The 21,962-nt window shown below is 67.9% G+C and carries 17 protein-coding genes; 11 read left to right on the forward strand and 6 right to left on the reverse strand.

Features of this window, described 5'->3' with window-relative positions; genetic code table 11:
- The first annotated feature begins 386 nt into the window (after window positions 1–386).
- The 8 genes from CCN51_RS10965 to CCN51_RS11000 all read left to right on the forward strand — a co-directional run bounded on the left by CCN51_RS10965 (window position 387) and on the right by CCN51_RS11000 (window position 14,093).
- The gene (locus CCN51_RS10965; protein ID WP_014182485.1) at window positions 387–3,257 is read left to right on the forward strand and encodes a glycoside hydrolase family 3 protein; all 2,871 of its coding nucleotides are present in this window, start codon (window positions 387–389) and stop codon (window positions 3,255–3,257) included.
- 98 nt (window positions 3,258–3,355) lie between these two features.
- Window positions 3,356–4,351, forward strand: a complete 996-nt coding sequence (locus CCN51_RS10970) for a LacI family DNA-binding transcriptional regulator (protein ID WP_014182484.1) — start codon at window positions 3,356–3,358, stop codon at window positions 4,349–4,351.
- A gap of 430 nt (window positions 4,352–4,781) precedes the next feature.
- Window positions 4,782–7,211: a glycoside hydrolase family 2 protein gene (locus CCN51_RS10975; protein WP_014182483.1), complete on the forward strand. Its 2,430-nt coding sequence runs from the start codon at window positions 4,782–4,784 to the stop codon at window positions 7,209–7,211.
- Between the two features lie 70 nt (window positions 7,212–7,281).
- A complete protein-coding gene (locus tag CCN51_RS10980) occupies window positions 7,282–8,517 on the forward strand; it encodes a sugar ABC transporter substrate-binding protein (protein ID WP_014182482.1) in 1,236 nt (411 codons plus the stop codon).
- Window positions 8,514–9,518, forward strand: coding sequence for a carbohydrate ABC transporter permease (locus tag CCN51_RS10985; protein ID WP_014182481.1), 1,005 nt, complete (start codon window positions 8,514–8,516; stop codon window positions 9,516–9,518). The genes CCN51_RS10980 and CCN51_RS10985 overlap by 4 nt, the downstream gene beginning before the upstream one ends.
- Window position 9,519: 1 nt before the next feature.
- Window positions 9,520–10,398 carry a carbohydrate ABC transporter permease gene (locus CCN51_RS10990; protein ID WP_014182480.1) on the forward strand — a complete coding sequence of 293 codons (879 nt, stop codon included), beginning with the start codon at window positions 9,520–9,522 and terminating at the stop codon, window positions 10,396–10,398.
- A 100-nt stretch (window positions 10,399–10,498) separates the two neighbouring features.
- A complete protein-coding gene (locus CCN51_RS10995) occupies window positions 10,499–12,868 on the forward strand; it encodes a glycoside hydrolase family 95 protein (RefSeq protein WP_014182479.1) in 2,370 nt (789 codons plus the stop codon).
- A 424-nt stretch (window positions 12,869–13,292) separates the two neighbouring features.
- Window positions 13,293–14,093 (forward strand): transposase, encoded by an 801-nt coding sequence (locus CCN51_RS11000; RefSeq protein ID WP_238545557.1) that lies wholly within the window; start codon window positions 13,293–13,295, stop codon window positions 14,091–14,093.
- Window positions 14,094–14,172: 79 nt separating this feature from the next.
- Here the strand turns inward: CCN51_RS11000 and CCN51_RS11005 are convergent, their stop codons facing one another.
- The 4 genes from CCN51_RS11005 to CCN51_RS11020 form a co-directional block, all read right to left on the reverse strand.
- Window positions 14,173–14,610, reverse strand: a complete 438-nt coding sequence (locus CCN51_RS11005; protein WP_043488384.1) for a cupin domain-containing protein — start codon at window positions 14,608–14,610, stop codon at window positions 14,173–14,175.
- 385 nt (window positions 14,611–14,995) lie between these two features.
- Window positions 14,996–15,301: a helix-turn-helix domain-containing protein gene (locus tag CCN51_RS11010; protein ID WP_014182475.1), complete on the reverse strand. Its 306-nt coding sequence runs from the start codon at window positions 15,299–15,301 to the stop codon at window positions 14,996–14,998.
- Between the two features lie 17 nt (window positions 15,302–15,318).
- Window positions 15,319–15,741: a PIN domain nuclease gene (locus tag CCN51_RS11015; RefSeq protein ID WP_014182474.1), complete on the reverse strand. Its 423-nt coding sequence runs from the start codon at window positions 15,739–15,741 to the stop codon at window positions 15,319–15,321.
- Window positions 15,738–15,941, reverse strand: coding sequence for a hypothetical protein (locus CCN51_RS11020; RefSeq protein ID WP_014182473.1), 204 nt, complete (start codon window positions 15,939–15,941; stop codon window positions 15,738–15,740). The genes CCN51_RS11015 and CCN51_RS11020 overlap by 4 nt, the downstream gene beginning before the upstream one ends.
- Window positions 15,942–17,041: 1,100 nt before the next feature.
- Between CCN51_RS11020 and CCN51_RS11025 the strand changes: the two genes are divergently transcribed.
- Window positions 17,042–17,215, forward strand: coding sequence for a hypothetical protein (locus CCN51_RS11025; RefSeq protein WP_014182472.1), 174 nt, complete (start codon window positions 17,042–17,044; stop codon window positions 17,213–17,215).
- A 96-nt stretch (window positions 17,216–17,311) separates the two neighbouring features.
- Here CCN51_RS11025 and CCN51_RS11030 read toward each other — a convergent pair whose 3' ends face one another.
- Entirely contained in the window at window positions 17,312–18,328 is a 1,017-nt protein-coding gene (locus CCN51_RS11030) for an alpha/beta hydrolase (protein ID WP_055414374.1), read from the reverse strand.
- 113 nt (window positions 18,329–18,441) lie between these two features.
- Entirely contained in the window at window positions 18,442–19,062 is a 621-nt protein-coding gene (locus CCN51_RS11035) for a penicillin acylase family protein (RefSeq protein ID WP_014182470.1), read from the reverse strand.
- 304 nt (window positions 19,063–19,366) lie between these two features.
- On the opposite strand from CCN51_RS11035, the gene CCN51_RS11040 reads away from it, so the two are divergent.
- Together CCN51_RS11040 and CCN51_RS11045 are read left to right on the forward strand one after the other, a co-directional pair.
- Complete coding sequence (locus tag CCN51_RS11040) at window positions 19,367–20,356, forward strand: alpha/beta hydrolase (protein ID WP_405385180.1); 990 nt, start codon at window positions 19,367–19,369, stop codon at window positions 20,354–20,356.
- A 65-nt stretch (window positions 20,357–20,421) separates the two neighbouring features.
- The gene (locus CCN51_RS11045; protein WP_014182468.1) at window positions 20,422–21,933 is read left to right on the forward strand and encodes a DUF8189 domain-containing protein; all 1,512 of its coding nucleotides are present in this window, start codon (window positions 20,422–20,424) and stop codon (window positions 21,931–21,933) included.
- The last annotated feature ends 29 nt before the right edge of the window (window positions 21,934–21,962 follow it).

Here is a 21,962-nt window from a genome sequence, read left to right on the forward strand (position 1 = left end):
TGTAGTCCCCGCCGAAGGCGAGGCCGCCCAGGCGGTCGGTGATGCTGCGGGTGGTCATGGCTCTGCTTCTCCGGTACGGGAGTCGGGTCGTGCTCCGGCGGGTGGCCGGCACCGGCGCCGCCAGGAGGTGAAGGCCGACGGCCGACGCAGCCGTGGCGGGGGAGCGATTCCTATCACGCGGCGGGGAAGGGCGAGTGCGTCGAAGCGCTTCACCTGGACAGTGGAAAAGTAACCGACAGGTTTCGCGCGAAACAAGAGGCTTAGCTCGACGAAAGTTTCTCTCTGCAGGTCCATTGACAGCCCGTCGCGCCGGTGGCAGCGTCGATGCGCTTCGACATTCCGGCCTTCGGCCCGCCATCCACATCCGTCTGTGAGGGGTCTGACTCGTGGGATCTCCCTCCCTTTCCGCCGCTGCCGTCCAGCTGCCGTTCCGTGATCCCGCGCTTCCGCTCGGGGAGCGCGTCGGCGACCTGCTGGACCGGCTCACACTGGACGAGCGGGTCGCGATGCTGCATCAGTACGTCCCGGCCGTCCCACGCCTGGGCATCGCCTCGTTCCGCACCGGAACGGAAGCGCTGCACGGGGTGGCCTGGCTGGGGGTGGCGACCGTCTTTCCGCAGGCGGTGGGGCTGGGGGCCGCATGGGACGAGGATCTGGTGCGTGCCGTCGCCGAGGCGGTGTCGGTCGAAGTGCGCGCCTTCCACCGGCACCGGCCGACCTCGACCGGGTCCGGCACCAACGGCCTCCAGACCTGGGCGCCGGTGGTGAACCTGCTGCGCGATCCGAGGTGGGGCCGCAACGAAGAGGGTTACTCCGAGGACCCGCTGCACACCGCGCGCCTCGCCACCGCCTACTGCCAGGGCCTGGCCGGCGACCATCCCGACTTCCTGCGCGTCGCCCCGGTGCTCAAGCACTTCCTCGCCTACAACAACGAGACGGATCGCTGCGTCACCTCCTCCGGCCTGCGCCCCCGTGTGCTGCACGAGTACGACCTGGCCGCCTTCCGCCCGGTCGTCGCCTCCGGTGCGGCCACCGGCGCGATGGCCGCCTACAACCTTGTCAACGGCCGCCCCTGCCACGTCAGTCCGCTCATCGAGACGGAGCTGCGGACCTGGGCCCGGACCACCGGCCACGAGCTGTTCGTGGTCAGCGACGAGCAAGCGCCCTCCAACCTGGTGGAAATGGAGCACTACTTCGAGGACCACGCGGCATCCCATGCCGCCGCGCTGAAAGCCGGCATCGACAGTTTCACCGACCATCGCGAGGACAGTGCGACCGTGATCGGCCGACTGCGCGAGGCGATGGAGCGCGGGCTGATTGAAGAGGAGGACGTGAACCGGGCGGTGCGCCGCCAGCTTCAACTCCGCTTCCGCCTCGGCGAGTTCGACCCGGACCTGGACCCGTACGCCGGAATCGGCCCGGAGGTGATCGACAGCCCCGAGCACCGCGCCCTCGCCCTGCGCGCCGCGACCGAGTCCGTGGTGCTGCTCAAGAACGATGGGCTGCTGCCCCTGAACGCGAACCGCGCACCGCGGATCGCCGTCATCGGGCCACACGCCGACACCTTGTACGAGGACTGGTACAGCGGCACCCTGCCGTACCAGGTCGGCGTCGCGGCCGGCCTGCGCACCGCGCTCGGACAAGACAGCGGCGAGGTGGCCTGTGTGCCGGGCGCCGACCGGATCGCGCTGCGATCCCGCACCACCGGCGAGCCTCTGGGCGGGACCGCCTTCGACGCCGAGGAGTGGGGCGACGGCGTCCTCACCCTGCGCGACGCCGACACCGGCCGCTGCCTCAGTCTCCAGGACGACGCCTCACTCGTCGCGGACCGGACGGTGCTCAAGACCTGGTTCATCAAGGAGACTTTTCGTCTGGAACCGGACCCGGGCGGCGACAACGACACCTTCCTGCTGCGCAACGTCTTCACCGGCCGCTACGCCGCCCTCGATCCCACCGACGGCCGGGTGCGCGTCACCGCCGATACCCCCGAGATGGCCGAGCGGTGGCAGCGCGAGCTGCTGCGCGACGGCGCGGCCGAGGCACGGGCCGCCGCGAAGGAGGCCGACGTGGCGATCGTCGTTCTCGGCAACCACCCGATGATCAACGGCCGCGAGACCGAGGACCGTACCGGAACCGGCCTGCCCCAGACACAGGAAACGCTGCTGCGCGCGGTCGCCGCCGTCCGCCCGGAGACCGCGCTGGTCGTCATGAGCAGTTACCCCTACGCCGTCGACTGGGCCGACACCCACCTGCCGGCCGTGCTGTGGACCTCCCACGGCGGACAGGAAACGGGCCGCGCCCTGGCCGACGTCCTGCTCGGCGAAGCCGAGCCCGCCGGCCGGCTGCCACAGACCTGGTACCAGGGCGGCGACGCACTGCCGCACCCGCTCGACTACGACATCATCAAGGCGGGCTGGACATACCAGTACCACCGGACGGCACCCCTCTATCCCTTCGGACACGGCCTGTCGTACACCGACTTCACCTGCCGTGACCTGCGGCTTTCCACGCCCGCCATGGCCCAGGACGGCGCGGTGCACGTCTCGGTGACCCTGACCAACACGGGCACGCGCTCCGGGAGCGAGGTGGTCCAGCTCTACGTCCGAGCGGTCGACGCCCGCTACGAAGCCCCCCGGCTCCGGCTCGCGGACTTCCGCAAGGTGCGGCTCCACTCGGGGGAGAGCCGGGAGGTGACCTTCGTCCTGTCTGCCGAACGACTGGCGCACTGGGATGTCGCCGCGGGCGCCTTCACCGTCGATCCCGGCCGTTACGAGGTGCTCATCGCCCGCTCGGCCGAGGACATCGTCCTCAGCACGCCGCTCGTCGTCAGCGGTACCGCCCCCACGCCGCGCAAACTGGTGGGCCGACGTACTCTGGCCGTCGACTTCGACGACTACGCCGACATCACTCTTGTCGACGCCACCCGCGCCACGGGCGATGCCGTCACCCCAGCAGAACCCGCTCGCCCCGCGACCCTGCTGTTCCGCTCCGCGGACCTGACCGGTGCTTCGCACTTCGAAGCCGAGGTCGCGCGCGAGGCCACCGGACCGGGTGAGGCACGACTGGAGGTGCGGGCGGGAGGCCAACTCCTTGCGGAGTTCGCCGTACCGGTCACCGGCGGCCGCCACACCTGGACGACCGTGACCACCGAGATGGCGGCGCGGGGCGACGGCCACCACGACCTGTGCCTCACCCTGCAGGGCGACTTCCGACTGGCTTTCTTCCGCTTCACCGCGCCCGACGGCCCTGCCACGTAAGGGCCTGGACCGCAGGTCTTGACAGGCCCCCACGCCGGGCCTACGGTCGTCAACCGACAGCCTGCCGTGAACGTTCACGGACGAACCAGGAGGTGAACATGGCGAGGCGGGTCACGATCAACGATGTCGCCATGGCCGCGGGTGTGTCCCGGCAGACGGTCACACGCGCCCACAACGACCTGGGCGACATCAGCGAGGCCACCAAACGACGTGTTCTCGAGGTCAGTGCCCAGCTGGGTTACCGGCCCAACCGGTTCGCGCGCAACCTGGTCGGCCGACAGCGGCCCCGCGCTGCCGGCCTGCTGGTCGGTTCCTTCAGCAATCCGTACTACACGGAGATCGCGGGCGCCTTTCTCGCGGCCGCCGCCGAGCGCGGCTGGCAGGTGATGATGGCCTCGGGGGAGTCCGGGGACGAGACCGCCGCCGTCGAGATGCTGGCCGGACACGTCGACCTGTTCGTCGGGCATTTCAGGCTGTCCGACGACGAACTGGCCGCGGCCGTGCAGGGTATTCCGGCGATCCTGCTCGATGACCGCTGTTCGCGTCCTGGTTTTCACTCTGTCGAGATCGACCTGCGTGCGGGCGTCCGTCAGGCGATGGCCGCGCTCGAAGCCAAGGGTGTTCGCCGAGTGGGAATGATCGACTCGTCCTATTCCCTACGTGCGTCACCAACCTACTCGCCGACGCCGCGCCGGCGGTTCTTCGAGGAATTCGCCTTCGGCGCCCCGGAACCCGCGGTCGTCGCGGGGGAGGAGTCGATGGCCGGCGGCGGCCATGCCTTCCGCGCGCTCATGGCCCAGTATCCGGATGTCGACGGCGTCCTCGTCTTCAACGACATGATGGCCATCGGTGCCATCCAAGCCGCCCAGGCGCTGGGCATCGAGATCCCTGGCCGTATGAGGATCCTCGGTGTCGACGGCCTGACGCTCGGCGAGGCAGTGCATCCGACGGTCAGCACCATCTCACTCGACCGCGAGGCACTTGTCACCAGTGCTCTCGATATCGCCGACACCCTTGCGGCGGGCAATTTCACCCACACCGAGTCGTTGCACCGCACCGTCATGCCGCGCCTGCTGTGGCGGGAATCGGCGTGACGCCACCCCGAATACATCGCTGAAACAAACAGTTGAGTGAATAGCCGCCGCAGGCAGGATACGCGAGCGGCGTTTAATGCTCTGCCGTTGCAAATTGATTCGGCAAACCCCGTTCTACGGCCGTGAACGGGGCTTTTGGTATGTGATCTGGGTGGCGAAACGCTGTTGAATTTTAACGTGCGGGAAACCTTGACAGCCTGGGTCGGCCTCCTTAGCGTGTGCTGCACGCCGTGACCGTGAAGGTTCACGGCCCGGTTTGAGGTGCAGCACCGGAATCCGTGCGACTCGAATCGCTCGTCAATTCATCAATAAATTCCAAAGAACTCATGGACGTCGGCGAGGGGAATCTGGCGCGGCGTGCGAGCGGGTTGCGGGAGATAGGTAATCGCGGCGGCGTGGGCCGCGCCGCTGACGTGGGAGGGACCGCTGCGTGAACCGCAAGGAACTGATCAACCGGAACTGGAAGTTCACCTACGGAGATCCCGAGGGTGCGACGCTGGAGGCCTTCGACGACAGCGACTGGTACGACGTGGGGCTGCCCCACTCGTTCGGGATCCCGTACTTCATGGAGACCGGCTTCTACGTCGGCCGCGGCGTGTACCGCCGCACCTTCGAACTCGCCGAAGAGGAGACCGGCAAGTACGTCGCGCTGGAGTTCCACGGTGTCTTCCAGGATGCCGAGATCACGGTGAACGGTGTGCCGGTGGACCGCCATCTGGGCGGTTACACGGCCTTCGTCGTGGATGTCTCCGAGGCCGTGCGCCCGGGGACGAACCAGCTCGCGGTCCGCGTGAGCAACGAGTGGAACCCACGGCTGGCGCCCAGGGCGGGGGAGCACGTCTTCAACGGCGGCATCTACCGCGACGTCTCCCTGATCATCGCCGAGCGGACGCGGATCGCCTGGTACGGCACGGGAGTGGTGACGCTCGGCGTCGGCACCGACGGCGCGGCCGTCGAGGTCACCACCGAGCTGGTGAACGAGACCGACGCGCCGTTCGTCGGACTGCTGGCCGCGGAGGTGACCGGTCCCGGTACACGCCCCGTCGAGGCGGTCGCATCGGTGAACCTCCCGCCCCGCTCGACCACGGTGCACCGGCAGCGTCTGGTCGTGGAAGACGTACGCCTGTGGCACCCGGACTCCCCACACCTCTACACACTCGAGCAGACGCTGCGGACGAGCGAGGGCGCCGAATGCCACCGCACGGGTACCGAGTTCGGCATCCGCACCTTCGAGTTCACCGCGACCGACGGCTTTCACCTCAATGGGGAGCGGTTCGCGATCCACGGCGCCAACGTCCACCAGGACCACGCCGGATGGAGCGACGCCGTCACCCACTCCGGGATGCGCCGGGACGTCGCACTCATCAAGGAGGCCGGGATGAACTTCATCCGCGGCTCCCACTACCCCCACCACGACCAGTTCGCGACCGAGTGCGATCGACTCGGTGTCCTCTTCTGGTCCGAAGCGCCTTTCTGGGGCATCGGCGGAGCCAACACCGAGGGGTTCTGGAACGCCAGCGCGTATCCGCCGGACGAGGCGGACCAGGCCGAGTTCGAGGACAGCTGCCTGCGTGCCATGGCGGAGATGATCAGGGTGAACCGCAATCACCCGAGCATCGTGGCCTGGAGCACCGGCAACGAGGTCTTCTTCAGCGACGAGCATGTGATCCCGGCAGCGAAGAAACTGACCCGGCGTCTGGTGGACCTCGCCCACGAACTCGATCCGACACGTCCCGCCGCGGTCGGCGGCGCACAGCGCCGGGGCTTCGACGAGCTGGGTGACCTGGCGGGATACAACGGCGACGGCGGTGAGCTGTACCTCAACCCGCCCTGGCCGAACATCGTCTCCGAGTACGGCAGCGTCGTCGAGGACCGGCCCGGCAGCTACACCCACCGCTTCCGCCACGGCAGCGAGAACGCATATGCGTGGCGCTCCGGAGTCGTGCTGTGGTGCGGCTTCCACCACGGCAGCATCGTGCCCGACATGGGGCGGATGGGGTTCGTCGACTACTACCGCCTTCCCCTGCGGTCCTGGTACTGGTATCGCCATCAGTTGAGAGGGATCGCGCCGCCTGCGTGGCCAGAGCTGGCCACGGCCACCGCGCTGAAGATGACCGCCGACCGCACCGTGGTGCTCACTGACGGCACCGACGACGTGCAGCTTGTCGTCGAGATCGTCGATGACACCGGCCGAGTGGTGGCGGACGAGCGCCCCGTGCGGCTCGAGGTCGTCCAAGGTGGCGGTATCTTCCCCACCGGCACGTCGATCGAGCTCAACCCGGACAACAAGGGGCTGCTCGACGGCCGGGGCGCCATCGAGTTCCGCTCGTACCACGCCGGCCCCAACCGGCTGCGGGCGACCGCGGAAGGGCTTGCCCCCAGCGAGATCACCGTCGAGGCGGTCGGCCCCGAGCCGTGGACGGGACAACACCGTAACTTCGCCCCCGGCCCACCGTCACGGGTCCACTTGCCCGACCCCCTCAGGCCCCCCCAGCTCTCCGAGATGCGACCCGTCTTCAGCAGCGGGGCCCGGCCGGACCGTCCCGCCCGTCTCGTCACCGACCACAGCGTCGACCACGGATGGATCAGCGCCACGGACGATCCGGGTGCCTGGCTGTCGGTCGAACTCGAAGGACTGTGGTCGATCACCACGATCCACGTCGAGTTCGGTGTCGGGCCCCAGGTGCCGTACGTCATCGAACTCTCCGACGGCGGCCGGGACCTCGTGCCGCTGGCCGCCGGCACCACCGGGTCCACCACCGTGCGGCTGGACCTCGACAACACGCAGGCCCGCGCGGTCAGGGTGACCTTTCCGCAGGCGCCCACCGAAGTGATCAACATCCGGGTGCACGGTCACTGAGCGAGACCTGCCCTCAGAGCATCCGATCACGACCAGCACATGCGATACATGTTCAAGAAAGGCCAGTTCAATGAAGAACGGAAGAGTCCTGCCGCGGGTCGCCGCCTCGGCCACTGTGATGGCCATGGCGCTGGCCCTGACCGCCTGCGGCAGTGGTTCCTCGGCGAGCGACGGTCTCACCGTCTGGTACGCACCGGGCTCCGTGCCCAAGGCGTCCCTGGCGGTGCAGAAGAAGTTCCCCGGCCTGAAGATCAAGCTGATCCCGACGCCCAACCTGGAAACCAAGCTGAAGACCACCCTGCAGACCGGCTCCGGACTGCCGGACGTGGTGGTCATCGGCAACCACATCAGTTCCTACGCCGACATCTCGACCAAGTTCGTCGACCTGAAGACCATGGGCGCAGACCCGAAGAAGGACTACGTCACCTGGAAGTGGACCAACGGCACCCTCCCCGACGGACGGGTGATCGGGTACCCGATCGACACGGGGCCGCAGGGGCTGTTCTACCGCAGCGACCTGTTCCGCAAGGCCGGCCTGCCCACCGACCCGGCCGCGGTCTCCAAGATGGCCTCCACCTGGGACGGCTACCGCACCATGGCCGAGAAGGCGAAGAAGGCCGGCTTCAAGGCGTGTGACGACGCCAACCAGGTCTACTACCTGCAACTCGAGCAGAAGGGGCAGGGCAGCTTCGACACCTCCGGCAAGTACCTGGGGGACAACGCCTCGACCCGCAAGGCGTTCGACTACTCCGCCAAGCTGCTCTCCGACGGCCTGTGCACCAAGGCGGAGCCATACAGCACAGACTGGAACAGCTCGGTCGCGCAGAACGCTCTCGGCGGCTTCGTCGCCCCGGTGTACGAGGGTCCGCTGCTGGAGACCGCGGGCAGCCCCAAGGGGGTATGGCGGGTGGCCTACCCGCCCGGCGGCCCCGGCAGCAAGGGGGGCTCGTACATGTCGATCCTCAGCTCCAGCAAGCACCGGAAAGACGCGTACAAGGTCATCAAGTGGATGATGTCCCCGGCCAACCAGGCGTCGGGCTTCAACGACGGCCTGTTCCCCTCGGCCCTCGCTGCTTACAAGAGCCCGGAGCTGAACGCACCGCAGCCGTTCTACGGCGGTCAGCCGACGGGTGTGGTGTTCGCGAAGGTCGCCCAGGAGTCGCCGACGGTCCCGGTCACACCGAAGGACGGGGTCGTGGAAGGCGCCCTCACCGAGGCACTCAAGTCGGTGGCGCAGGGCAAGGCCTCCGCTGACGAAGCCTGGAAGTCCGCACAGGCCCAGATCGCCAAGGAACTGAAGCGGTGACGAAGGTGGTGGACACGAGCATGGGCGCGTCGATCCCGGCGCGACCGACTGCCCGTCGGCCGACGACGGACGGGCCCAGGCCCGCTCCCGGCCCGTCCCGGCCCCGGCGCTGGCGGTCCTATCTGGCCAGCTATCTCGCCATCTCCCCGTTCTTCGTGCTCTTCGCGGTGTTCGGAGTGTTTCCGCTCGGTATCGCGGCCTATCTCAGCTTGCACACGTGGGACGGCATCGGGACGATGCACTTCGTCGGATTCGAGCAGTTCCACCGGCTGCTCGAGGACTCCCAGTTCTGGCAGTCGCTGGTCACCACGATCGAAATCTTCGCCATGTCCCAGGCGCCGATGGTGGTGGCGGCACTGGTCGCGGCCTTCGTGCTGAGCAGCGACCGGCTGCGCTTCCGCGGTGTCTACCAGACGGTCTACTTCCTGCCCCAGGTCACGTCGATCGTCGTGATCGCGATCGTGTTCCAGTCCCTGTTCGGCGGCAACTTCGGGATGATCAACCGGCTGCTGGTCTCTGTCGGCCTGCCTTCGGTGGACTGGATGGCGAGCACCTGGGGTGCCAACACGATGATCGCTCTGATGATCATCTGGCGTGGCTTCGGCTATCTCGTGATCTTCTTCATGGCGGGCATGGCCACGATTCCCCCGGAGCTCTACGAGGCGGCGGAGCTCGACGGGGCTGGGGGCCCGCGGAAGCTGTGGTCGATCACCCTGCCGATGATGCGCCCCACCATCGTGTTCGCGCTCCTGACCGGCATCGTCGGCGGCCTTCAGGTCTTCACCGAACCCCAGATCCTGGGCGTCAGCGGCACGTCCGTACCCGGGATGACCATGATGCTGTTGCAGTACCAGTACCTCGGACAGTCCCAGAGCGCGAGCGTGGGCGCCGATCTGGGCTACGCCAGCGCGATCGGCTGGGCCGTGTTCGCCCTCGTCACTCTGGCCTCGCTGGGCACTCTGCTCATGCGGCGCGTCACCGGACACAAGGAGGTGATCTGACATGAGCGCCGATGTGCAGGAAACGGACCGTGGCACATACCCGGTGCGGAAACGCGGCGGCGGACGCCGACCACAGGTCGGCAAGCACCTCGTGCTGCTGTGCGCCGCCCTGGTCAGCCTGTTTCCCTTCTACTGGCTGCTCATCATGGCGACGAGCTCCAGTGGTGAGGTCTTCAAATTCCCGCCCCGGCTGATCCCGGGAACGAGGCTCTTCGAGAATCTGGGGAAGGTGTCCGACGCGGTCCCACTGGACGCCACGTTCGTCAACTCGCTGGTCGTCGCCGTGAGTGCGGTCCTCCTGACGGGCTTCCTGTGCTCGCTCGGCGGGTTCGTGTTCGCCAGAATGCGTTTCCCCGGCCGTGACAAGCTGTTCGGATGCGTGCTGGCGACACTCGTCTTCCCGACGGGCGTGAGTCTGGCGCCCTCCCTCCAGATCTACTCGCACCTCGGCTGGATCAACACCTTCCTGCCGTTGATCGTGCCGGGCGCCGCTTCGGCCTTCGGGCTTTTCTGGATGCGCCAGTATGCGGTCTCCGCGATCCCGTACGAGCTGATCGAGGCGGCGAGGCTGGACGGCTGTGGCCTGCTCCGCATGTACTGGCACGTCGCGCTGCCCGCCATGCGGCCCGCCATAGCCTCGTTCGGGATCTTCACCTTCATGTGGAGCTGGAACGACTATCTCTGGCCGTTGCTGGTTCTGAACGATCCGCAGAAGTACACCGTGCCCGTCGCTCTCGCGCAGCTGAAGGGGGCCTACGGCAACATCGACTACAGCGTCGTCACGGCGGGGACGCTGGTCGGTGCCATTCCGCTCATCGTGCTGTTCCTGTTCGTCCGGAAGTGGATCTTCCGCAACATGGTCGCCGGCGCCGTCAAGTAGGCGTGACCTCCGATGCTCATGCACCCGCCGTACGTGGCAACTGGGCGGTCGCGTAACGGACAAGCAACTCCGGACGCCGTCACCGAGAAAGAACGACAAATTGCGACGTCACACCATCCAACTGACCGAGCCGGCGACGGCGTTCCACGACAGTTTCCTGATCGGCAACGGATCGCTGGGCGGGACCTTGCGCGGAGCCGTGGGAACCGAGCGCATCGACCTGAACCTCGACAGCCTGTGGTCGGGCGGCCCGGTGACCGCTGAGGACACCGGGTCACCGGCCGGCCTGCTCCCGCAACTGCGCGCAGCCATCCGGGCCGAGGACAACGTCCGGGTCGAGAAGCTGGCACAGGCCATGATGGGACCTGGCTGGACCGAGTCCTACCAGCCCCTCGGATGGCTCGAATGGCACTACGCCGACACGTCGGACGCCACCGGATACCAACGCCGGCTGAACCTGGCCGACGCGGTGGCCACCACCGGCTACGGGCCCGCCGGCGCGGAGGTCGAGATGTCGAGCTTCGTCTCGGCCCCCGACAACGTGCTCGTGGTCACGGTGACCGGGCCCGGCGCCGCCTCGCACCCTGTCCTGCCCACCTTCGTCTCCCCCCACCCGGTCACCACCGCCGCCCCGCGACCGGGCCTGCTCGTGGCCACCGGCCGGGTGCCGGCCCGGGTGCTGCCCAACTACGTCGACGAGGAGCCCGCGGTCGTCTACGGCGAGGACGAGCCCGACGGTGCCGGCACCGTGGCCGCCGGCGCCGGGTTCGCGGTAGCGGTGGCGGTCGAGCGAACGGGACCGGAGGCACTACGCCTGATCGCCGCAGCCGCCAGCGGGTTCCGTGGCTACGACCGGCGGCCCAGCGCCGACCTCGCCGCCCTCGCACGCTCGGCGGAAGAGACCGTGACCCGAGCCCTGACCCGCACTGCCGAACAGCTCGTCCAGCGCCATGTCCAGGACTACCGGAGCTACTTCGACCGCGTCGACCTCGACCTGTCGGCGTCACCCGCCGCGGACCACGGCGACCCGGCGCGGGCCGAACTCCTCTTCCACTTCGGCCGCTACCTGCTGATCTCCAGCTCCCGCCCGGGTACCGAGGCTGCCAACCTCCAGGGAATCTGGAACATCGACGTCCGTCCCGGCTGGAGCGCGAACTACACCACCAACATCAATGTCGAGATGAACTACTGGGCCGCTGAGAGCACGGCCCTGGAGGACGTGCACGGCCCGATGCTCACGCTCGCCGACGACCTCGCCGAGAGCGGCACGGCCACCGCCGCGCGGTACTACGGCGCCGCGGGCGCAGTGGTCCACCACAACACCGACATCTGGCGGTTCTCCACGCCCGTCAAGGGCGATACCCAGTGGGCCACCTGGCCGACGGGCCTGTACTGGCTGGCCGCGCACGTGTGGGACCACTACGAGTACGGCGGAAACGATGACTTCGGCGCGGGGCCCGCCCTGCGTGTGCACCGCTCGGCCGCCCTGTTCGCGCTCGACATGCTCGTACCCGACGACGACGGCTTGCTCGTCACGAGCCCCTCCACGTCACCCGAGCACCGCTTCGTCCTCCCCCCGGCGCCGCGGGGGGCCGCGGTTTCCGAAGGAACGACGATGGATCAGGAACTGGTCCATGAGGTGCTCTCCCGGTACGTCACCTTGGCCGAACGCTTCGGACGTGGTGACGACGACGTGCTGCTTGCCCGCGCCCGACACGCGCTGGGTGCCCTGCGTCTGCCCGGCATCGGCGCGAGCGGTGAACTGCTCGAGTGGAAGGACGAGCGGCCTGGTTCGGAGCCCGGCCACCGCCACCTGTCCCACCTCTACGGCATCCACCCCGGGACGCGTATCACCGAGGGCGGCACTCCCGAGGTGTTCGCGGCAGCCAGGAAGGCTCTCGCGACCAGGCTCCAGCACGGCAGCGGATACACCGGCTGGAGCCAGGCGTGGATCCTGTGCCTTGCCGCGCGACTGCGGGACACCGGGCTGGCCGAGCGTTCGCTCGACGTCCTGCTGAACGACCTGACGTCGTGGTCCCTTCTGGACCTGCACCCGCACTCGGAGTGGCCGGGCGGCTACATCTTCCAGATTGACGGCAATCTCGGCGCCGTCGCGGGCATGGTGGAACTGCTGGTGCAGAGTCACGAGGGAGCCGTCAGCCTGCTGAAGACGCTCCCGCGTGGCTGGCGGAGCGGTCACGTGGCCGGTATCCGCTGTCGCGGCGGACTGACCGTCGATGTGGACTGGGACGCGGGAGAACTGACCACCGCCACGGTTCGCACGGGTTTCTCGGGGCCCGTCGTCGTGGAGATCCCGGCCACCGGGGGCGACCTCACCGTCACGGACGTGGCGGGTGATCCGGTCAATGCCTTCGACACACCATGTGCGGTGCCCGGACGCCGTCGCCTCACGTGGGACGGACGTGCCGCTTCGTACTACCGGCTCGTGAGCCAAGGGAGCCGGAGCTGAAGCTTCCCCTTGACCGTGGACACCCGGAGACTGGACGTGAGGTTCCAGAGGAAGCAGTGCCAGGTGGCAGTCAGTACTCGAAGCGGTATTCAGAGGAGCTCAAGTGGGACGCGATCGCGTTGGCCCGCTCCTCCAGCAAGACGATCACCGAGATCGTGTGGGACCTGGGGGTGAGCCGGCAGGCCCGGCCAGCCCGGAGCACCGGCCGGACCGGTTCCTGCTTCTACTCAAGGAAGAGATCGGTACCCGGATCGTCACACCTCACGAGACCTCGTGTTTCGCGCTTTTGGGATCACCGGGTCGGTGAACGGGTGTGCGTTGATGCGCTCGATCGGGTGACGCGAGACCGTACTGCTCAGGGAATATGACGGGAAGGCAGAAGCATCGGCGGTGTCTGTTTCACCCAGTTGAGAGTGATCCGCCGATGCTTCCAGTGGGCACGATACCGCCGTCCTTGTCCGCTTTGCCGGCTGTCTGCCGTTCCTGCTTCAGCGTTCCGACGTTCCGCACGTTCTGTGTTCTGCTGACCGGGCTGATCACGCAGACGCGCCGCCGCACGGTGTGCGGGATGCTGCTGGGCACAGGGCTGGAGCGGGTGTGGCACCACGCCCGGTGCCACCGCCTGTTCTCCACCGCCCGCTGGCCGGCCGACCAGGTCGGCCCGGCCCTGGCAGGTCCGGTCGTGGCACGTCTTCTCCCGGACGGTGCACCACTGCAGGCCGCGGTCGATGACACCCTGTTCACACGGTCGGGGAAGAAGGTGTCCGGCGCTGCCCGGCAGCACGACGGCGCCGCGAAAGGGCCGCGCCCGGCCGGCTTCGGGAACTGCTGGGTCATCGCCGGCACCGTGGTGACCGTGCCGTTCCTGACCAGGCCGGTGTGCCTGCCGGTCCTGGCCCGCCTATGGCGCCCCAGGCACACCGCAAAGATCGCCCTGGCCCGCGAGATGACCGAACTGCTCGCCGCCCACTTCCCCGACCGCACCCTGCACACAGTCGGGGTGCCTGGGGACACCCACCGACCTCTCCCAGCTGCTGGACTGGCACCGAACCAAGGTCCGCCGCTACGGACGTATCGACACCGTTTTCCCGGCCGAACGGACCTGCCTGTGGTACGGCTCCCTCCACACCCAGCCCGTCAGAGCTGTCCCGGCCTGGAACAGCAACCGCGGACCCGGCACGAACCGGGACCGCGGCTACGGCGCCGCCCTGGTCTCGATCGATGATGATGAAGGCCGGAGGTTGCTGCAAAGCCCGACACCTGGAGCGGTGTTCCGGACTCCGCACTCTTGTCGATCTCGCGGGTCAGTCTTCGGAGGGACGCGGGGCGCGCAGTTGCGCCCGTTCCTTCAGCTCCTCCTCGTCGACCAGCGTGAGCATCGGCTGACCCGGCGCGCACAGCATGGTCACCACGAACTTGGTCGGTGCGTCCGACAGGGCGTTGCCGTCCTGGTAGTGGATCACGTCACCGCCTGGCTCCCAGAACGTCCCACCGGCCTCGACCACACGCTCCGGCTCACCCTCGAGCTCGAACCGGAGCGCGCCCTCCATCACGTAGCCGAACGACGGGCCCGAGTGGCGATGCGGAGGGAGCCCGGGGTGACCGGGAGGCCACTCGACGAGGATGGTCATTCCCGAACCACCTTCGGGAAAGAAGGGTGGAGTGACTTCCTGCAGCAACTTGACTTCGGGCGGCAAGGAGACTTCGTGGGCGCTCCCGTGCTCTGGGTTCTTCGAGGACATGTACCACACCTCCGTAAGCCTGCCCGGAATGAACGATCTTGCGTCGGCCACCGCATTCCGGACCGGTGTATCGACCCACTCGTTCGGCGGTGACCAAGTTCGCCGGCTCCCGGCTCACACTCGCTTCGCGATGAGGACAAGCAACAGCCCTCATCCGTGACACGCCGTGTGCCTTCTGCCTCGTCCAAACGGTCTCGACACCACCGTGCCTCCCGTCGGCGGCCGCCGCAATCCGGGAGCCAGCGGCGTCGAGACCGCATCGCGCCATGTCATCGGCGGGCATCCAGTGCCGCATCAGGCAGCGTCTGCCCTGTTGTGGTGTGACGCGCCGCTCGGGTGCTGGCGCGGGCGGTGCGTCACCACGTGAAGTCGGCCTGTGTGGGTGTCAGCTTTCTGTGGTGTGTGGTTGGGGCCATGTGGTCTGGGTGACGTGGTCGTGGAAGTCGGCTCGCAGGGTCAGCTCGCCGCCGAGGGCGGTGATGTAGGCGGCCATGGTGTCGATCTGCGGGGTGCTGGCTCCGTTTTCGATCTGGGCGATCCGGGCCTGGCTGACTCCCAGTTCCCGGGCCAGTGCCCGCTGGCTCATTCCTCGGCTTCGCCGGGCCTTTTTCAGGAAGGCCCCCCAGTGGGTGGTGGTCTTGTCAGGCGGTGTCGTGTCCGTGTGTTTGGCCGGGTGTGTGGTGTGGTCCATGGTGGCCGTTGTCCTTGTCAGTCGACGCTGCCGCGTGGGGCGATCCACTGGTGGGGTTGTCCGGTCACTTTGGCGATGGTTTCGAAATCCGCGTCGTAGTGCAGCAAGGTCAGTCCGCATAGTTCCGCGGTGGCGGCGGTCATCAGGTCGACCGCTCGGGGTCCCTGATGCCAGCTTGTGGCGACGAGGAGGTCCTGCACGTGCCGGGCCCGGGTGAGCGCACGGTCGGGTACGGGGGGCCATCCGAAGGCATCGTGGAGGTAGCGCTCCAGTACGGCCCACTCGCCGCGGCCGCCAGTGGCGCGGACCAGTTCCAGCTCGGTGATCTCGCACACGGTCACGCGGCCCTCGTCCAGGACGGTGGCCCAGTGTCGTTCCACGGCGGGGGTGCGGAACAGGCGGTTGCAGGCGCTGGTGTCGATCAGAAAGGACTCGCTCACGCCGGGCGGGCCTCGCCGAAGGCGCCGCCTTCACCCGCGAGCTCGCTCAGCCGCTGCCGGGCCGCGCGACGCTGGTAGATCGCACCGACCGCGATGTCCACCGCCTTGACCACGGTCTCGGCGTCATCCTCGGTGTGCAGGAGCTGCTTGGCCTCGGCGAGGCGCTCCTCGTTGATCTCAATGGTGATCTTGGCCGTCATGTCCTCCCTGAATGCCTAGGCGCCCTCACAACGATAATAAATCCCTTATCGCTGGTGTCGGCGCAGTTGTCGCGCGGTCGGTAGCGAGGCGCGGGAGAGAGAGGAGGAGGTGTCGGTGCGCTCGGCCCGCGCGGCCAAAGTCGCCGGACCGTGGTTCGCGTCACTCGAAGGAGGGGTGCGTCGCCCGACTGCGCCCGAGTGACGCCGACTGGCGCGTAGTGTGCGGGGTGCGTACTTCTTGGGCTTCATGTACTGCTGTAGGTCTCTGAACGGACCACTACAGAGTGGTGCGGATGGTTGCAAAGAGTGGTCACTGGGCTCCGGAGAACGGACCCTCACGCTCAGCAAGAGCAGGGACGAGAGCGCCACTCCCAAGAGAGAGTCCGGCGAGTGCTGGAAGTCGGCACGCAGCGAACTCAAGTTCAGCCTGACTTCGAACGACCGCCTCGCTGGAGTACCACCAGACCTCCTATGACCTGCAGCGACGCATTTCTGAACGGTACAGGACTCTGTCGTCCGATTCGTAGTGAGGCCCGATTCGATCAGCACCACCTGCGCGTTCCCTGCCAACGGTTCACCGGTCTCGCCAGGTCGACCGAATCGGGCGACAGAGTCGTACAGGATCGATTTGATACAGCCTGTCGGTGCGGTGACGGCGGGGTGACGGCGGGTGGTGATCCATCGGAGGTCGGCCTCGTGGTCCGGTCTTGACGATTTTCTGCCGACCGACGAGAGGTCCGCCGTTGGGTGCTCGGGTCCTCGCATGCCCGCGCGCCTGACCCTCCTCGCGCCCGGTGCCTCGGAATGCGCCGACGTTGTCTGCGCTTCACAGACAGCGCGGACGCCCAGGGAGGTCCGAAGACCCACGGGGAGGCCACCGGGAGGGCGGCAGCGCGAGGCAGGGCGGAGCCAGTGGGCACAGGTGCCGTTGACTGTTGGCGGAGGTGCACAAGCAGGTCGGCGTACTGGCCGGCGGGAGCCACTGAGCCGGCGGTTGTGGCGGATAGCCTGGACGGGCATTGGAATGGTGCGAACAGGCGGGCACCGGCCGGGATTTGCGGACGCGGCGGCCATGATCCTTGAGACGTGCGACCGAGGCCATGGAGACCGCTGAGCGGACCGGCTCCGCCGGCCTCGCCGCCAGCGCCGGGGATGCCTTCGTCGACTCCCTGACGCTGACCGGTCGCGTCGGCTTCTTCGTCCTGCTCGGAGCCGCCGTCGTCGTCACGGTTCTCGTCCCTCGCAACCTCGACATCACCAAGCCGTCCCACTGAACCTGCGTGCGTCCCGTCGGTGTGGGGCGCAAGACAGAGGTCGGGGGCCGTTCCAGAGCAGATGGAACGGCCCCCGACCTGTTTCCCTTACGACCGTCAGGAGGCAAAGGACCGCTCCAGCCGCGGAACCAGGTCCTGAAGATCCTGTTCCCAACAGCCCGCGGTGTGGCCGCCGTTGCACTGGGTGCCCCAGCTCGAACCGTCGCCGTAGTTGATGTAGTAGTAGGGCATGCCCAGAGCGTCCATGCGGGCCTTGACGTTTTTGGCCGCGCCCGCCACCCAGAACTCCATGTCGACAGGTGAGCCCCCGCCGTCGCCCGTGTAGATGGAGACCCCTATGCCGGCGAGCCGGTCCATGTGCTGGGACGGGTCGACCTGGTTCCACCGCCAGTCGACGTTGAGCACCGGGTAGGGCGAGCCGAACAGCGCATCACTGTCCACACCCGGCTTGAAGGCGGACTCGTTGGGGTCACAGTAGCCGGACGACGAGGCGCACATCGCGCCCAGCGCGTCGGTGACGGAGGCCACGACGGCCATCCGCAGGTCCATGGAGTTGGCCGACAGGTCGATGTCTCCCGACAGGGACGCGGTCTGGCTGAACAGGTCGGGGCGGACCTGGGCGTAGTGGAAGGCCCCGAACCCGCCCATGGAGACACCAGCGACGGCCCTGGCCTTCTTGGTGGCGATGGTCCGCAGGTTCGCGTCCACGAACGGAATCACCTGCTTGAGGTGGAAGTTCTCCCAGTTCTGGGCGCCGAGCACGGTGTTCTGGTTGAGCCAGTTGGCGTACCAGCTCCGGGCGCCGCCGTCCGGGATGACGGTGATCATCTCGTCCGACATGGACAGCGCCGGATAGCTCTGCTGGATCGGGTCGTCGGGTGCGCCGTGCAGGAAGTAGAGCACCGGGTAGCGCCGGTTCGGGTCGTCGTAGTAGCCGCTTGGCAGGATGATCTTGATGTGCTGCTCACCCGTGACCTCGGGAGTGGTCACGGTGAGATAGAAGTTGGTGGCACTTCCTGTCGTGGTGCCGACCTGGGTCAGGCCGAAGCCGTTCGCCATCGTTGGCGGAGCGGTGCTGTCAGCGGCCTGTGCCGTGCCCGCCGGCGTGGCCATCGCCACCGTGGCGACCGCCCAGGCCACCAGGATGCGCCACCAGTTCGCTCTGACTGTCACAGCGTTCCCCCTCGTGAGTCTCTTCTTGCCCGGCGCGAATACACATGCCGCTCTCAGTCCAGGACCTTGATCTCCAGTGCCGGTGAGGCCGCGATCTGTTCCTCGGTGAAGCGCTCGGTCACCCACTGGCCTGCCGAGAACACCTTGGTCTGATCGACGTAGTGCGGTGAGTTGGGGTTGGCCGATTGTGAGTAGGTCAGTACGGAGAGTGCCTGTGGCGGGCCGTCGGCGGTGAACCGCACCTGCTGGATGAAGCTGGAGCCGAAGACGATGTCGAGCTTGCCGTCGACCTGTCCCGGAGTGATCACGTTCAGCACGCCCAGTTCCCCTGGTGAGCCGTGGATCGGGATCTGCTCATCGTTGCGGGTGACCTTCTGGATGTCCGACAGCGGTGCGTTCAGCGGTATGCCTGTGTTGCGCAGGGCGAGAACCGCGCGGCCGAAGGCGTCGCGGACGGCGGAGCTGCCGGAGTCCAGCGAATTGGGCGTGTGGACCGGGTCGTTGGGGTCGAAGGGAACCCGCCACGGCAGTTTCTCGACGCCTTGTCCGCCGAGCGGGCGGGTCCAGTAGTTCGCGGACAGCCAGGAACCCCGGCTGTCCGGCCCTCCTTCGGCGGCCGGTGACCCGCTCGCCGCCGTCGTACCCATCACCGCCACCGCGGCGACGACCGCCATCGGCAGCCTCGCTCTGTGTCTCCTCCGCACCATCGAGCCATCCTTCCCTGCGGTACAGGTCTGCGTCCGAATGCGGCCACGCAAGACGACGGCCGACGACGTAGCGATACTGCTGCCGCCCCAGGCCCCTGGGCTCAGGGAAGTGCCGAGGTGTCCTGGGTGTCACTCCGGAGCGTTCCGGATGTCCTGCCCGCAGCTTTCGCCCCTAACGTGTCGACGGCGTCCGCCGGACCGGTCGGAAGCAGCACGCGGGTCTGTCCGCTGCGTTCGGACGCTTCGTCATGTTCTTGACCAGGAGGTCATGTTGAGCGCACAGCACCCCACCCGCAGGAACATCCTCAAGGCTGCCGGCGGGCTCTCCGCCGCGATGGCCATGGGCGCCGGGTTCGTCCTGGCCGGCTCCACGCCCGCCGCCGCGGTCGGCGACGGGTTCGGCCTGCGGATCGTGGACCGCAACGAGAGCGACCCCCGGATGTGGTACTACCGGTTCCAGACCGATGAGATCGGCTGGAACCCCGGCGTCAACGTGCTCCTGCCGGACGACTATCACGGGAGCGGTCGCACCTACCCGGTCCTGTACCTTTTCCACGGCGGCGGCACGGACCAGGACTTCATCACCTTCGACCGCGAGGGCGTCCGCGACTGGACCGCCGGCAAGCCCATCATCGTGGTCATGCCCGACGGCGGCCACGCGGGCTGGTACTCCAACCCCGTCAGCTCGAACGTCGGCCCGCGCAACTGGGAGACCTTCCACATCGCCCAGCTGCTGCCCTGGATCGAGGCCAACTTCCGTACCTACGCCGAGTACGACGGCCGGGCCGTGGCCGGGTTCTCGATGGGAGGCTTCGGCGCGCTGAAGTACGCCGCCAAGTACTACGGCCACTTCGCCTCGGTCAGCGCCCACTCGGGCCCCGCCAGCCTGCGCCGCGACAATGGCATGGTCGTCCACTGGGCCAACGTCAGCTCCGGCGCGCTCGACCTGGGCGGCGGCACGGTCTATGGCGCGCCCCTCTGGGACGAGGCCCGGGTGAATGCCGACAACCCGGTGCAGCGCATCGAGAGCTACCGCAACAAGCGGGTGTTCCTCGTCGCGGGCACCAGCCCCGACCCGGTCAACTGGTTCGACACGGCCAACGAGACCCACGTGCTCGCCGGGCAGCGCGAGTTCCGCTCCCTTCTCGACAACGCGGACATCCCGCACGAGTGGTACGAGCTGCCCGGTGGCCACTTCATTCGCCACGACATGATGCAGCGCGACATCGACGGCATCATCGACCGCCTCCGCAAGGCGTGACCGGCGCACCGAGCGCCGCGCACCTTTCCCAGCCACCCCGAGACGACCAAGGGGAGGAGCGTCTCGTGCTGATCGGACTCTCCCGACGCGCGCTGACCTGTGTCCTCGCGGCGACAGCCGCCCTCCTGCTGGCGCTGGTGAGCACGTCCCCGGCTGCCGCCCGCACCACCGACCTCCCGGCTGCCTGCCCGGCCGCCGGATTCGTGTCCCAGCACTTTCACAGCGGTCACAACGGCGTCGACATCGCCAATGACTACGGAACCCCGATCTACGCCGTCGCCGACGGCGAGGTGACCATCTCCGGTTACGCCAGCGGCTACGGCCAGTGGATCCGCATCCAGCACCCGGACGGGACGATCTCCGAGTACGGGCACATGTACCAGCGGGACGTCTTCGCCGGCGACCACGTGGTGGCCGGGCAGCAGATCGCCCTGATGGGATCCGAGGGCGAGTCGTCCGGCCCCCATCTCCACCTGCGGATCTGGGGCGACTCGTCCGCCACGTACGGCATCGACCCCGAGCCCTACCTCGCCGAGCGCGGCGTGGTACTGCCCTGCGTCCCGGGCAGTGGCCCGCGCCCCACTCCCTTGGTGTATCCGGCGGAGTCGGGGCGTGTGGTGTCGGCGCGGTCGGCGGACGGTCGGCTTGAGGTGTTCGCCGCCGGTGCCGACGGGGTGCATCACGCCTGGCAGGCCGAAGCGAACGGCTCCTGGTCGGCGTGGGAGGCACTCGGAGGCCCGGGCGGCGCGGAGTTGGCGATCGCGCCGAACGCGGACGGACGTCTGGAGCTGTTCGCGATCAACGGGAATGTCTTCCAGCACCGGTACCAGCTGTCTGCTTCGGGTGGCTGGTCGGGCTGGGAGGGCTTCGGCGGGGGCGGTCGTGATGTGACGGCCGGTGTGAATGCCGACGGCCGGATCGAGGTGTTCGCGTCAGGGCCGGTCGGGTTGTTTCACAAGTACCAGGCCGCTCCGAACAGTGGCTGGTCGGACTGGGAGCCCACAGGCGGTGGCCCGGCTGACAGCCGTGTGGAGATGGAGAAGTCTCCGGACGGTCGTCTGGAGGTGTTCGCCCTGAACGGGAACACCTTCCAGCACCAATACCAGACCTCGCCGAACGGCGGCTGGTCGGCGTGGGAGAACTTCGGCGGCGGGGGGCACGATCTGACCGTGGACCACAACCAGGACGGGCGTCTGGAGGTCTTCGCCTCCGGTCCTGTGGGAGTGTTTCACAAGTATCAGACCAGCCCGACGGGTTGGTCGGAATGGGAGCCCACGGGTGGCCCCGCCGACTCTCAGCTCAGCAGCGAGCGTTCGCCCGACGGCCGGGTCGAGGTGTTCGCCATCAACGGCAGCGTGGCCCAGCATCTCTGGCAGACCGGGGTGAACGCCCCGTACGGACAGTGGGAGTCCTTCGGTACCGGCGGCACGGAGGTTGCCGCCACGGCGAACGCCGACGGCCGCATCGAGGTCTTCGGCGCCAGCGGCGCCGGCGTCCACCACAAGTGGCAGACCGGCTTCTCGACCTGGTCGGACTGGACGTGGCTGAACAACACCGCGGGTCCTGCCGTCAACTGAGGAGACATCAGGTGGAAAGACAACAGGTG

It is taken from the genome of Streptomyces milbemycinicus, from assembly GCF_002154605.1.
Lineage (GTDB): Bacteria > Actinomycetota > Actinomycetes > Streptomycetales > Streptomycetaceae > Streptomyces > Streptomyces milbemycinicus.

Excerpts from the sequence above, each read along its gene's own strand:
- CCN51_RS10970 (WP_014182484.1), top strand. The coding sequence starts at position 3,356 with ATGGCGAGGCGGGTCACGATCAACGATGTCGCCATGGCCGCGGGTGTG.
- CCN51_RS10980 (WP_014182482.1), top strand. The coding sequence starts at position 7,282 with ATGAAGAACGGAAGAGTCCTGCCGCGGGTCGCCGCCTCGGCCACTGTG.
- CCN51_RS10990 (WP_014182480.1), top strand. The coding sequence starts at position 9,520 with ATGAGCGCCGATGTGCAGGAAACGGACCGTGGCACATACCCGGTGCGG.
- CCN51_RS11000 (WP_238545557.1), top strand. The coding sequence starts at position 13,293 with ATGCTTCCAGTGGGCACGATACCGCCGTCCTTGTCCGCTTTGCCGGCT.
- CCN51_RS11005 (WP_043488384.1), bottom strand. The coding sequence starts at position 14,610 with ATGTCCTCGAAGAACCCAGAGCACGGGAGCGCCCACGAAGTCTCCTTG.
- CCN51_RS11010 (WP_014182475.1), bottom strand. The coding sequence starts at position 15,301 with ATGGACCACACCACACACCCGGCCAAACACACGGACACGACACCGCCT.
- CCN51_RS11020 (WP_014182473.1), bottom strand. The coding sequence starts at position 15,941 with ATGACGGCCAAGATCACCATTGAGATCAACGAGGAGCGCCTCGCCGAG.
- CCN51_RS11025 (WP_014182472.1), top strand. The coding sequence starts at position 17,042 with ATGGAGACCGCTGAGCGGACCGGCTCCGCCGGCCTCGCCGCCAGCGCC.
- CCN51_RS11030 (WP_055414374.1), bottom strand. The coding sequence starts at position 18,328 with ATGGCCACGCCGGCGGGCACGGCACAGGCCGCTGACAGCACCGCTCCG.
- CCN51_RS11035 (WP_014182470.1), bottom strand. The coding sequence starts at position 19,062 with ATGGCGGTCGTCGCCGCGGTGGCGGTGATGGGTACGACGGCGGCGAGC.